This is a genomic window from Novosphingobium sp. GW821-FHT09E05 (assembly GCF_059416165.1).
Genome location: NZ_JBWKOQ010000001.1, coordinates 103,269 through 115,889, shown reverse-complemented (window position 1 = coordinate 115,889; position 12,621 = coordinate 103,269). Strand labels below are relative to the sequence as shown.

The 12,621-nt window shown below is 67.7% G+C and carries 11 protein-coding genes; 4 read left to right on the top strand and 7 right to left on the bottom strand.

The genetic code is table 11. From position 1 onward, the window contains the following. The first annotated feature begins 20 nt into the window (after positions 1-20). Complete coding sequence (locus AC07M9_RS00520; RefSeq protein ID WP_494880436.1) at positions 21-1,505, top strand: LTA synthase family protein; 1,485 nt, start codon at positions 21-23, stop codon at positions 1,503-1,505. On the opposite strand, the gene AC07M9_RS00515 is transcribed toward AC07M9_RS00520, so the two are convergent. Further along, complete coding sequence (locus tag AC07M9_RS00515; protein ID WP_494880434.1) at positions 1,486-2,232, bottom strand: SDR family NAD(P)-dependent oxidoreductase; 747 nt, start codon at positions 2,230-2,232, stop codon at positions 1,486-1,488. The two genes, AC07M9_RS00520 and AC07M9_RS00515, sit on opposite strands and share 20 nt — an antisense overlap. Positions 2,233-2,476: 244 nt before the next feature. Between AC07M9_RS00515 and AC07M9_RS00510 the strand changes: the two genes are divergently transcribed. Together AC07M9_RS00510 and AC07M9_RS00505 are read left to right on the top strand one after the other, a co-directional pair. Further along, positions 2,477-2,980 (top strand): sterol desaturase family protein, encoded by a 504-nt coding sequence (locus AC07M9_RS00510; RefSeq protein ID WP_494880432.1) that lies wholly within the window; start codon positions 2,477-2,479, stop codon positions 2,978-2,980. A gap of 172 nt (positions 2,981-3,152) precedes the next feature. Further along, complete coding sequence (locus AC07M9_RS00505; RefSeq protein ID WP_494880430.1) at positions 3,153-4,340, top strand: DUF2279 domain-containing protein; 1,188 nt, start codon at positions 3,153-3,155, stop codon at positions 4,338-4,340. 31 nt (positions 4,341-4,371) lie between these two features. Here the strand turns inward: AC07M9_RS00505 and AC07M9_RS00500 are convergent, their stop codons facing one another. From AC07M9_RS00500 to AC07M9_RS00475, 6 genes are all read right to left on the bottom strand, one after another. After that, positions 4,372-5,577: a glycosyltransferase family 4 protein gene (locus tag AC07M9_RS00500; RefSeq protein ID WP_494880428.1), complete on the bottom strand. Its 1,206-nt coding sequence runs from the start codon at positions 5,575-5,577 to the stop codon at positions 4,372-4,374. Beyond that, positions 5,574-7,304 carry a capsular polysaccharide export protein, LipB/KpsS family gene (locus AC07M9_RS00495; RefSeq protein WP_494880426.1) on the bottom strand — a complete coding sequence of 577 codons (1,731 nt, stop codon included), beginning with the start codon at positions 7,302-7,304 and terminating at the stop codon, positions 5,574-5,576. The genes AC07M9_RS00500 and AC07M9_RS00495 overlap by 4 nt, the downstream gene beginning before the upstream one ends. Positions 7,305-7,555: 251 nt before the next feature. Beyond that, positions 7,556-8,521 carry a KpsF/GutQ family sugar-phosphate isomerase gene (locus tag AC07M9_RS00490; RefSeq protein ID WP_494880424.1) on the bottom strand — a complete coding sequence of 322 codons (966 nt, stop codon included), beginning with the start codon at positions 8,519-8,521 and terminating at the stop codon, positions 7,556-7,558. Between the two features lie 332 nt (positions 8,522-8,853). Further along, a complete protein-coding gene (locus AC07M9_RS00485) occupies positions 8,854-9,522 on the bottom strand; it encodes an ABC transporter ATP-binding protein (protein ID WP_494880422.1) in 669 nt (222 codons plus the stop codon). Beyond that, positions 9,519-10,334: an ABC transporter permease gene (locus AC07M9_RS00480; protein WP_494880420.1), complete on the bottom strand. Its 816-nt coding sequence runs from the start codon at positions 10,332-10,334 to the stop codon at positions 9,519-9,521. Before AC07M9_RS00480 ends, AC07M9_RS00485 begins: the two co-directional genes overlap by 4 nt. Continuing rightward, positions 10,324-11,301, bottom strand: coding sequence for a KpsE/RkpR family capsule polysaccharide export protein (locus AC07M9_RS00475; protein WP_494880418.1), 978 nt, complete (start codon positions 11,299-11,301; stop codon positions 10,324-10,326). The genes AC07M9_RS00480 and AC07M9_RS00475 overlap by 11 nt, the downstream gene beginning before the upstream one ends. A 361-nt stretch (positions 11,302-11,662) precedes the next feature. On the opposite strand from AC07M9_RS00475, the gene AC07M9_RS00470 reads away from it, so the two are divergent. Continuing rightward, on the top strand, positions 11,663-12,568 hold the full coding sequence (locus tag AC07M9_RS00470) for an acyltransferase (RefSeq protein ID WP_494880416.1): 906 nt from the start codon (positions 11,663-11,665) through the stop codon (positions 12,566-12,568). Positions 12,569-12,621 lie beyond the last annotated feature (53 nt).

The window sequence follows — 12,621 nt, the reverse complement described above, 5'->3', positions numbered from 1 at the left end:
GATGATGGTGCAGCAATCCAGTGACGTTCGACGAACTGACATTCGCGGCCCTGCTCGGCGGCGCCGGCCTTCTCGATGCGCTGGTAAGGCCACGGCGTGGATCCCTGCGCGCGCCGGCCGGGCTGTGGCTGCTCGCCTGCATGACGACGGCGCTCTACGGCCTTTTCCTCGCCCTGTGCGGCAACGACGCGGTGGCGACGGTGCTGGCGCTGGCGGTGCTGGCGCTGCTGGCGCTAGCCTCCAATGCCAAGCACGCCATGCTCGGCGAGCCGCTGCTGTTTTCCGATCTCGCATTGGTGGGCGCGATTTTCCGCCATCCACAGTTTTATCTCTCGGCGGTCCGGATCTGGCAGCGCGCGGCCGTCGCCGCGGCGGCGGCGGTGCTGGTGGGAGGGGTGGCCTGGCTTTCCGTCGCCGACCTCGACAGGCACCTCTCCGGCCTTGCGCTGCTGGCGGGCGGCCTCGCGGCGCTGACGCTCTCGCTCCGCCTCGTCGCCCCGGCCCGCCTCGTCCCCGTGCCCGACGCCCATGCCGACACCCACCGCCTCGGCCTGCTGCCGACGCTGCTGCTCTACTGGCTGCGCTGGCGCGAGAGCTGCGACCCGCCCCCCTGCCCCGAGGCGGAACGGCCCGCGCGCGGCGATGCTCCGGACCTGCTGGTGGTCATCCAGTGCGAGAGCTTCGCCGATCCGGTGGAGCTGTTCGGAGATCCCGCGCTCGCCCTGCCCGCGCTGGCCCGCGCGCGGGAGACCGCGTGGCAGTGGGGCAACCTGAACGTCAGCGGCTTCGGCGCCTATACCATGCGCACCGAGTACGGCGTGCTGTTCGGGCGCGAGGAGCAGGCACTCGGCTTCCGGCGCTACGATCCGTTCCTGACCGCTCTGGGCGAGGCGTCATGGGCGCTGCCCGCGCGTCTGAGGACCTGGCGCAGCCTGTTCGTCCACCCGCACGACATGCGCTTCTACGGGCGCGACCGGATCATGCCCGCCGGGGGCTTCGCCGAACTGGTCGGCGAGGACCGCTTCGCACCGCCCGCGCCCGGAGAAGGGCGCTACGTCACCGACGCGGCGATGGCGGACGAGATCGCCGCGCTCGCGCGGGACGCGGCGCAGCCCAGCCTGATCTACGCCGTGACGATCGAGAACCATGGGCCGTGGGCTCCCGACGGCGCCCCCGGGGCGCGGGACCTCGTGCCCGGCTATCTGCGCCTCGCGCGCAACAGCGACGCGATGCTGGCCACGCTCGCCGAGCGAATCGGCGCGCTGAAGCGTCCGGCTCTGCTGGTCTTCTTCGGCGACCATCGGCCGAGCATCCCCGGCGCCACCGCTCCGGGCGGCGACCGCCACACGCCTTACGTCATGCTGCGGATGAACGGTGAAGGCCGGATCGAGCGCGGCGACAACCGCCGTATCGACCTGACGCCGGCGGGCCTCCACCACGCCATCCTGGACGCGGTGCTGGGCGCGGCGGCACCTTTCCCGCCGGTCACTTCTCCGGAGGGGTGAGACCCAGCAGCACGCGGTCGCGCAGGGGCCCGGGCAGCAGGCGGTCGATCCAGCGCAGCACGGCGAAAGGCCAGGGCAGCACCAGATGCGCCTGCCCGCGCCGCACGGCCTGTGCAATGCGCGCCGCCACCGCCCCGGGCTGCATCAGCATGGGCTTGGGTCCGGGAACCTTGCGCCCGGCAGCGGTGTCGATGAAGCCGGGCGACACCAGCGTGACGCCCACCCCATGGCCGCGCACACTCAACCGCAGCGCCTGGGCGAAGCGCGCGAGGCCTGCCTTGGTCCCCGAATAGGCGGCCGCGAAAGGCAGGGCGTGGAAGGCGGCCGCCGATCCCACCAGCACGATGCCGCCCTTCCCCCTGGCCGCCATGCGCCCGGCGAGCAGCGCCGCCATGGCGGCCGGCGCGGTGAAGTTGACCACTCCCAGCCGCGCCACGAGCGCCGCATCCTCGACCCGGTCACCCGCCGCCCGCACGTCGCCCCGACCCGAGGCCAGCAGTGCGAGCACGAAGGGCGCGGCGTCGTCCTCCGCCGCCAGAGCCGCAAGCGCGCCTTCGACATCGGTGATATCCAGCGAACGCACCGTCACTTCGGCGCCCGCGTCCCGGCACTCCGCCGCCACGGCCGACAGCCGGGCGACATCCCGGCCCCACAGGCTAAGCTCCACGCCCGGTCGGGCGTAATACCGGGCGAGGGCACCGCCCAGTCCGCCCGATGCGCCGGTCACAAGAATACGGTTCCGACACATCGTCTCCGTCATCCCCCAAGCACCATGTGCCGCAAACCTCTTGTCATACGCTCAACTCGCCTGAAGGAGTTTGGACTTGACAGTTAACTGCACCTGTTGTCCAGCATGGAGGCCAATGCCCTCTCCCATTACCAGTCCGCAACGCGTCAGGTTGTTCAAAAGCGAGCGACTCGAAAAGCTTACGATAATCTCGCCGCGGACCTTCGCGCTGAGCTGGGCAGTCATGCTACCGCTGATCGCCTGGACGGAATGGGGTTCTGCAACTCTACTGGAAGGGGTGGCCTTGGTGGGCGCCGGCCTGCTGGTCTGGGCGCTGTTCGAATATGCCATGCACCGCTTCCTGTTCCATCTCGAAACGGAGCTTCCGGTGGTGCAGTGGCTCGTCTACCTGATCCACGGCAACCACCACGAAAATCCGAACGACCCGATGCGCGGCCTCATGCCGCTGCCGGTGAGCGTTTCCATCGGCGCGCTGGTCTGGGTTGCCTTGGCGTCGCTGCTGGGCGCGGCGGGGACCTGGGTATTCCTGGGGTTCATGAGTGGCTACGTGCTTTACGACAGCGTGCACTATGCATGCCACCAGTGGCCGATGCGCACCGGGATCGGCGCCGCGCTTAAGCGTCATCACATGCGCCATCACTATGTCGACGAGAACGGCAACTATGCCATCTCGGCGATCTTCCTCGATCGCCTGCTCGGCTCCAGAATCAAGTCCCTCAAGCGCTGACCGCATTTCCGGTACGGGGAAAAATCCTTGACCGAACTGTGACAAGTATTTGAAATTGCGGTTGCCCGCCGGGCCAGGACGGGCAAGAGAATGCAGTTGACCGGCGGACCGCACCGCATGGCTCGAACATTGCGCCGCGCTCTTCGCGCGGCGACATGCGACAGGGAAGCTTATGAGGAATATCGATCGTCGCCGCGCCGCACTGGCGCTGATCGCGTGCCTGCCCGCAACCCCGGCGTGGGCCGAGGCGATCGAGGCCGCGCCTCTCGTCGCCGATACCGGGGATACGGGTTCGGCGCTGGCGCCGCGGTCGCAGGATGCTCCGCTGCTCCAGGTCCCCGGCCTGGATGTCGCTCCGCTCGCCGCATCGAGCCCGCCGGAGGGATGGAGCCTCGCCGAAGTCCAGGCCACCGGATCACAGGACGACACCCTGGCAATTCCGGCCCTCCTTGCGCCTGATGCGATGAATCTGGGGCTGGCGCACGACCCTGAGGCGATGGCAACGACCGGTTCCGGCATCGGCCCTGCCGACGACCAGCGCCTCACTCCTTCCGGACACGTCCGGCGTGAATACGCCACGCACAAGGGGTTCTTTGCGCAGGCAGGCAGCTCGAAGACCGAGATTCTGCTGCTTGGCGGCTATGTCCTCGCCCAGGGCATCCCCAAGCTGTTCAAGGATACGGCGCCATTCCACTTCCATGACGAGGGCTGGTTCGGCAAGGACACCCAGACCGTCGGCATGGACAAGCTGACCCACGCCTTCAACAGCTACCTCATCGCCGAACTCCTGCACTACCGCATCCACCGCAACACCGGCGGTTCCGAGGGCGACGCGGTGACCGCCGGCGTGCTGGCGGCAGGGCTCATGGCACTGAACGAGGTATCCGACGCGATCGAGCCCGATGCAGGCTATTCGATGCAGGACATCGTCATGAACGTCGCGGGCGCGACGTTCTCGGTCCTGCGCAACACGGTCCCCGGCCTCAAGGAAAAGCTCGCCTTCAAGATCGAGATCATGCCCAATGACCAGATCTACAGCCATGTCGGCAAAAAGCACTACGAGCAGGAACGCTTCATGTTCTCGCTCAAGGGTTCCGGGTTCGAGAAGCTGGAGAACAGCCCGTTCAAGTATCTCGACCTCCAGGTCGGCTACTATGCGTCCGACTTCCTCAACAGCGACCGCGAGCAGGGCATCGTCCCCAAGCGGCACCTGTTCGTCGGGGTCGGCCTGAACCTGGGTGAGCTGCTGTTCGCCAAATCGCGCTCGACGATCGGCCGGGCCGCTTACTCCGTGCTGGATTACGTGCAGGTGCCCTATACCTCGCTGCGCTACGACAGCACCGGCCGCCTGGGCAACTGAGGAGGGCCGCGGCCGGCCTCCGCGCCGCGGCTCAGGTCTTCCGCAGCGCCTCGATCGCCTGGGCCACGATCGCGATGTGCTCCTCCCAGCTGGGGTTTTTCCAGCCCGGCAAGCGCAGCATCTGCGCGGCGTGCCCCGCCCCATAGTCTGCATAGTCGAGAATTGCGGCCTTCCAGCCCGGCCCGTCGAGGGGATCGAGGTAGTCGGGCACCGTACCTCCCACTTCACGCAGCGCCGGCAGGTCGCTGCAGATCACGGGCGTGCCCACCGACAGGGCTTCCGCCACCGGCATCCCGTAGCCTTCGGCGAAGGACGGCATCAGCAGGGCCCGCGCGCCGCGGAGCAGCGCGGACAGACGCGCATCGGGGCAGCCGCCCAGTTCCTCGACATGGCCGACCAGCGCGGGGCAGCGCTCCAGCATGTCGACGACCTGTTCGTTTTCCCAGCCCCGGCGGCCGATCACCAGCAGGCGAGGGACGCTTTGCGGCGGCACGGTCTCGGCAAGATGGCGCCACAGGTTCAGCAGCAGCAAGTGATTCTTGCGCGGCTCGATGGTGCCCAGGCAAACGAAGTAAGGGCGGCCGTCGCCGGGTTCCGGCGGCGCGGGAGGCAGCGTCTCGGTCCCCAGCAGCGCGACGTGGACCGCCACCCCGCGGTCCAGCCATGGCTCGAGCGAGCGCCCGGTCGCGGCGGAATTGACGATCGCCGCCCCCCCGGTCGCGGCCGTGGCCTGCGCCACCGTCTCGATCCGGCGGCGATGCAGCGCCGCGCCCGAGGGCCGCGCGTATTCGGGAAACTCGATCGGGATGAGGTCATGCACGAGGCAGAGGAACTTCGCGCCTTCGCGCGCGAGGATGCGGCGCACCTTGCCGGCTTTGATCAGGTGATGCGGCGAGGCCTGCACGTAGACGCCGCCCGATCCGATCCCGCGCCGCGAAGGCAGCAGCGCGGCGAGCTGCGGCAGGACCGATAACAGCGACCGCTGCCGGGGGCTGTCGCCCTCGCTCGACCAGCGGCGCTCCAGCTCGTCGAGGTAGGCCAGCGCGGCCTTGCGCTCCAGCCGGCCGTAGAGGCCGCAAGGGTGGACCGCCGCAAAGGCCAGTCCCTCGCCGTAATGCGCCAGCAGTCCGCGTGCGTAGGCCATTTCCACGCGGTCCACGCCCGAGGGGGTCGAATAGCGCACGCGCGAGATCAGGCGCGAAATGTCGAGGATCACCTCGGTCGTTCGGTAGGTCATCTGAAAGCCGCCATCAGCTTGCCCTGCCAGCGGCGCAGGGGGCCGATCCAGCGCAGGCGGTTGATCGAACCTGGGCCCTCCTCGCCCGAACCCGCGTCCGCCATGCGCGCCACAAGCACCTCAGGCGGGCACGGTAGCGCCGTAACAGGATCGAGATAGCGCGGGTACAGGATCAGCACACCGGCCACCAGGGCGTCGAGCGTCAGCCGGCGCGTCCGGCGCGGGGGAATGTCTCCCAGGTCTCGGGTGAGGCCCCAGCCGGCATAGAACGGCGTTCCATGGCATGTCACCTCGCACCCGCGCATCAGCGCCTCGAACCCGGTCAACGAGGTGAGCACATGCACCGCGTCCACCGCCTCGAGCAGCGGGGCCATGCCGCCGCCGCGAACGATGCGGTCGGCGTGGGCCAGGATTTCGGCATCGGGCACCGCGCCATTGCGGTGGCCGGCGTCGACATCGGGATGGGGCCGGAACCAGATCTCGGCGCCGGGTTCGAGCGCGCGGGCGCGGCGCAGCAGTTCGAGGTTGGAAGTGAGCCCGCCGCCGCCCGCCAGCACCGACATGTCGTCCTCCACCTGCCCCGGAACGAGGACGAGGCGGCGGCCCGGCTGCCGTTCGGGAACCGGGGCGGCGCCGGCGGCACCCGGCCCGGCGGCGTACTTGCTGATGCCCGCGGCGACGATCGTCTCGCACAGGCTTCGGGCCCGCCCGGCGAGCCGCGGAGTGACCTCGGTATCGTTCAGGATGGTTTCGAGGTCGCTCGGACCCGATGGGTCGAAGTGGATGCCCGAGGCATCGACCACCACCGACGACGGCGGGACCAGATCGACGCCGAGCCCCACCGAACGCACGAAACCGTCCTCCACCCGCACCAGCGGTACACCCCGCTCGCGCGCATTCTCGATGAGCGAAGCGGAGACGCGGGACGGCCAGATGGCGACGGCGCCGCCCGCCTTTCCCGCCACGGCCAGCGCCTTCGCCGGGCGCCGGACGATCCTTGTCGGTCGCTGCGGGTGCCACAGGAATCGCCGGATTTCCGTGCGCTTCCACCAAGCCATGCCGCAGGCGGCGGCGATCGTGCGGTTTGCCGAAAGCATCGCGCGCCATGTCGCAAGGAGGTCGACGGTCGCCTCGATCGTCGCGGCGGCGCCGGTAAACGGATCACGCCAGGCGGCGGCCACGAGGGCGCTGGCGGCAAGCCGGTCGAGCACGCCGTCGTCATCGCCGGGAGCACCGAAGCGGCCGGGCGACAGCACCGTCACCGCCACGCCGGCGATGCGGGCAAGCGCCACCCATTCGTCGTCCCCGTGCGCCACCAGCCGCCCCGCGCCCGGCAGCACCGACCAGGGATCGACGTCGCCCCGCCAGTCGCCGCCGTGCGCGGCGACGCGGCGTTCCAGAGCCTTGCCCCAGTCCGCCCCTCCGCTCGGCGCGATCCACAGCGCGGAGCCTGGGGCCGTGCCGGTCAGGGCGTCCCCGTCTGCGGTGATCTCGGCGATGCGGCGCGGGCGCAGGACCGTGCCGGCGTGGCGCGGCAGGTCGGCCGGATCGGCCCAGAACCGCCCCCCCACGCGCGCCTCGCGCACCAGGGCGAAGAGCGCCGCGGGATCGAGCCCCGTGGCATCGGACAGGGCATCCGCAGCGGGCAGCGGCGCGGAAACCGATGCGTCGACGTCCGGAAACGGCGGTGCACGCAGCAGGGCCGGTCGAGGCGCGCCCGAGGTCATGCCGGCCGCCGTCGCTGGCGGGGGTCGATGCGGCCTGCGGTCCGGCGCGGCAGCCTTCCGGCGGCGAATGGAGTGTCCTGGCGGACGATGACGAACATGGTCGCGCGGTATCAGGCCGAGAGCGGATCGCCTAGCCGCAGGATCACTTCATCGACCATCGCGAGCCGGCCTGTGCGGGGCGATGCCGACATGCCCGCCCGGCGTGCGCCCGGACGCGCCCGCACACCGCCTTGCGGCCGCTCTGCCCCCGATCAGGCGACGCCGGCCCGGACGATATCGTGCATGTGGACGATCCCGGCCAGCTTGCCGTCCTTTTCCACGAACAGCACCGAGACGGCGTTTTCGTTGAGGATCCGCAGCGCCTCGGACGACAGCGTATCGGGCGCGACCGCCAGCGGATTGGGCGACATGTGCAGGCCGATATTGTCGTTGAGGTCGTAGACGGCGATGCAGCGCCGCAGATCGCCGTCGGTGAAGGCGCCCACCAGCCTGCCGGCCTCGTCGACGACCGCCGTGCAGCCATAGCGCTTGCGGCTCATCTCGATCGTCGCGCTGGTCAGCGAGGCGTCCCCGCCGACGCGCGGGATGGCATCGCCCGTGCCCATGATCTCGCCCACCGTGCTCAGCTGCGCGCCGAGCCTGCCGCCCGGGTGGAACACGCGAAAGTCCGACGAGGTGAACCCGCGCGCCTCGATCAGCGCCACCGCGAGAGCATCGCCGAGCACGAGTTGCAGCGTCGTCGACGATGTCGGCGCCAGCGCGTTCGGACAGGCCTCGCGCACCGCCGGCATGACGAGGCAGATATTCGCCGCCCGCGCGGCGGTGCTGTCCGCGCGCGAGGTGGCGACGATCAGCGTCACTCCGAAATGATTGCAGTAATGCAGGATATCGCCCAGCTCCGACGTCTCGCCCGACCAGGTGAGCGCGAGGACGATGTCCTGCTTGGTGATGATGCCCAGGTCGCCGTGGCTCGCCTCGCCGGGGTGGAGGTAAAGTGCAGATGTCCCGGTGGACCGCATGGTCGCCGCGATCTTGCCCGCGATGTGCCCGCTCTTGCCCATGCCGGTGACGATCACCCGCCCGCGCGTGGCGACCAGCGCCCTGACCGCCCGATCGACGGACCCGCCCAGATCAGGCCCGCGCAAGGCCTCTTTCAGCGCTTCGAGGGCCTGGAGTTCGACGTCCAGCGTCCTGACCGCCGACGCGGAATAGCGCATGCGAAGAGCTGCGTCTTTCATACACCCTGAACCTTTTTTCCGGTTGTCTGTCCCGGCGGACGCGCAGCGCCGTCGAAGCCAGCCCGGTATATCGACCGCGCCCGGCGCGGCCCACGGAAAGCCCCTGCTGCGAATCCGCATCGCCGGCAGGCGAGGCCGATCCACGGCAATTGCCCGACTTGCCTTATTCGCAATCGCGAGGCCATGCGTCATCGAAAGCGAGGAACCGATGGTTTCTGTCGCCAAGTTGCGCATGGGCGGCACCTGCGCCGCGCCGCGATGGCGCGGGCGCTGCCCCGCAGGTCGGCGCCTGCGTGGCCGAAGACGGGATCTCAGATCGTCGGGTTGTCGCGGAGCATGACCTTGTATTCGTAATAGGCCTTGTCGAAATCCTCGTATTCCTCGGTCAGCCCGTTGCGGAACAGGAGGAAACGGTCGCAGGTCTTTTCGAGATACCGCCGGCTGTGGGAGACCATGACCATGGCCTTGTCCTTGCGCTTCTCGAACAGTTCGTGCTGGCACTTTTCCCGGAAGGATTCGTCGCCGACCGCCATCACCTCGTCGATCAGGTAGCAGTCGAAATCGATCGTCATCGAGATGGCGAAGGCAAGGCGCGCGCGCATGCCCGACGAATAGACCTGGACCGGCTCGTGCAGGTAGGAGCCGAGTTCCGTGAACTCCTCGACGAACGCGATCTTGTCCCGGAAATCGGCGCCATAGATGCGGCATATGAAGCGCAGGTTGTCCGCGCCGGTCAGCCTGCCGTGGAAGCCTCCGGTGAATGCCAGCGGCCAGGACACGCTCATCGTGCGCTCCACGCGGCCGCTGGTGGGAGGTTCGGCGCCGCTGATGACGCGGATCAGGGTGGACTTGCCTGCGCCGTTGCGACCCAGGATGCCAAGACGCTCGCCCGGCTGGACGGTCAGGCTGATGCCCCTGAGGATCGTGCGCGTCCCCGCGTTCGAATCGTATTGCTTGGTGACGTTGTCGAGACGAATCATTCGGAGTCCGATTCCTGCCCGATCTGCCGCACGAGGGCGAGACCCGACAGCGTCAGTATCAAATTGAAGATGACGACGTACTGAACGTCGTAGTGGGCGGTCATCTTCGTGCCGAAGTAGCCTTCGCGAATGATTTCGACGCAGTTCAGCATGGGCAGGTGCAGCACGATGTCCCGCGCCTTCTGCGGCAGGGCATCGGCAATGAACGCGGCGCCCGAAAGCGGGAAAATGAGGTAGGACGTAGGCGGCCAGAGCTTCTGGACGAGATCGAATTTCTCGGAAAGGCCGCCGAGCGTCAACGCCAGCGCGCAGCCGAACCAGGCCAGCAGGAACCAGCCGCCGACGACCTCCATGGCATCCTCGGGCGGCAGTAGCCACTCCCCCGCCCAGAACGCGATGCCGAGCAGGACGAAGCTGGACGAGGTGGCCGCGAATTCGAGCAGGATGCGCGCGACGTAGACGTCGAGAATGCGGACCTGGCGGTGAAAGAGCAGCGACCTGTTGCTCTCGAGCGCGCCGATGCAGCGGCCCGGCATGTTGCGCCACAGCAGGATCGACGAATAGCCCGTCAGCGCGAAGGCGACGATCGGAAGGTCGGAACCGTGGACGGCCTTGGTCGCCGTCCACAGCGTCGTGATCGCGATCGTGAACAGCATCGGCTCGACGAAAAGCCACAGGAAGCCGATGTTGTTGCGGCCGTAGCGCGTCACGATCTCGCGCAGGACCAGGGCGCCCAGCACCCGGCGCTGGACCGTCAGGGCAAAGAGGAAGCGGCGCATGCTGCCGCCCCCTGTCAGGCTGTCACTGGCCATGTTCTTTTATACCTGCGACCAGCATCGAGGCGATGCCCCAGCCGACCAGGCCGAGCACCAGCGTCGCCAGGATGCCGCGCCAGCGCCGCGGCTCCAGCGGGGCGTCGGGCAGGTTGGGCTCGGCAATCCGCTGCACATAGACCTGCTGGCGACGCGCATCGTTGCGCGCTTCCTGGAACGAGGCCAGCGTCGCGGCCAGCTGCTTGTCCGCGAATTCGTTCTCGAGGAACAGCCGCTGGAACTCGACGGTGCTCGCGGCCAGCGACTTGTTGCCGCCGGCGAGAGTGCCCATCTGCCGGCGAATTTCTTCGTCCAGTGTCTTGCTGCGGTTCATCAGGACCGGGATCTGGGGATTCTGCGGCGTGAATTCGCGAAGCTGGGCGAGCTGGGCGCGGGTCGTGATGACCTCGTCCTGGAGCTTCGAGATCATCTCCAGCTTGGCGGTAGCCTCCATTTCAGGATCCACGACGCCTTCGCGATTGCGATAGGCGGCCAGAGCGCGCGACGCCCGGCGGGCCTGGTCCTTCGCATCGTTCACTTCGACCTGCGCGAACCGGATCATGTCGGTGCGGCCGCGCCGGTTCATCCGGTTGACGGTCCCCTCGGTCACGCGCAGCAGCTGCTCGTTGATGCGGTGGGCATCCTCGGCGGTGAACGCGCGTACCGTCAGGGTCGAGATCGACGTGGTCACGTCGCTTTCGAGCTTAACCCGGCCGGTATAGTATTTGAACAGATCCTCGAACGACCCGCGGTAGCCGACCGGGTCGAACCGCTCCGCGAACCAGATGTGCGGCCGCTCGAACGCCTTGGCGAACTCGCCGTGCGTGTTGATCGCCCGCAGCGCATCGCGCGATTCGACGAAGGCCTTGGCGGCGTTGGATTCCTCGCTCGCGGCGGAGAACCCGCCCGCGCCCGCCAGCATCATGCCCAGCCCGCTCGCGGAGGGCTTCTCCGGGCTGCGGACCACGAACTTCGATTCCGAAATGTAAACATCGCTGGCGAAAAAGCTGAAGTATATGATCGCCAGGAATACCGGAATGATCACAAAGACAGCGAAAAGGCGATTGATGCTCTTTAATCTTTCGAATGTCATTCGTGCCATGGTCCGGTATTTGCAATGCTGTCCAGCCCCTTGCGGGGGCAGAAAGTGCGTCTAATGAGCGGAAACGCGAGGCGATGCAATCGCTAAACCGCGTGCGGTTTCCCATCACGACGAGCCGTGCCGCGGGCGCGCGCACCCTCGTCGCGCCAACTCGACAAACTCCGGTTGCCGAGTGTACGGGCACACGTTGCATGGGCTATGCCCCATGCCCCGAAGTGGAGTTGAAATGCCGAAGGCACTGTTGCGCAATCTGGCCGAAGGACTGCGGGATCTTTGGCAATCGGCCGCCCCCGCGCCGGTTGCCAGCCCGGAACCCGAGCAGGGACCTCCCGAGAAGGCGGTACCGGAGAAGCCGGCACCCGACAGGGGAACCGGGACGTCACCAGGTTTGATCTGCGACCTGGAAGCGAACAGCATCAAGCTGGGCAAGAACATCACCCTCGTCGGCGACATCCGCGGCACGGGCAACGTGATCGAGATCGCGGGCACCCGTCAGCCGCAGACTCTCGTGGTTTCGATACATGGGCATGAGAACCGCATCGTGATCGGCAAGCAGGCCCTGCTTGCCAACCTGCGTGTCGATATCGGCGCGCGCCGGTGGACCTGTTCGGGCGCCCGGCTGACGATCGGCGAATTCTTCTCGGTCGGAAGCCGCAGCCGCATCATCCTCTCGAACTCGGGCAATGTCGTCGAGATCGGCAACAACTGCATGTTTTCGAAATCGATCATGGTGCGCGGCGGGGAATATCCGCACCTCATCTTCGACAAGGCAAGCGGCGACTATCTCGACGTTTCCGACGGCATCTTCATCGGCGATCACGCCTGGATCGGCGAAGGGGCCTACATCACCAAGGCCGTGACCGTGCCGCGCGAATGCATCGTGGGTGCGCGAAGCGTCGTCACCAAGCGCTTCGATGTCGAAAACGCCGTGATTGCCGGGAATCCGGCGAAGATCGTTAAGGTGGGGGTCCAGTGGATCGCCAACGAGATCTACCTGGAGGAATTCCCCGAATGCCGCGCGGGATTCGAGGCCAGCACGCTCGCCGCCCTGAACAGGACCTACCCGCAAGGCACCCCTGTACGCACCGCTGAACAGGTCGCCGCCGAGCAGGATGGGAAAGATATCCCCTGATCGCAGAAAATCTGTCGAACCAGACAGTTTGAATTAATCCGTACCGCGCCCTA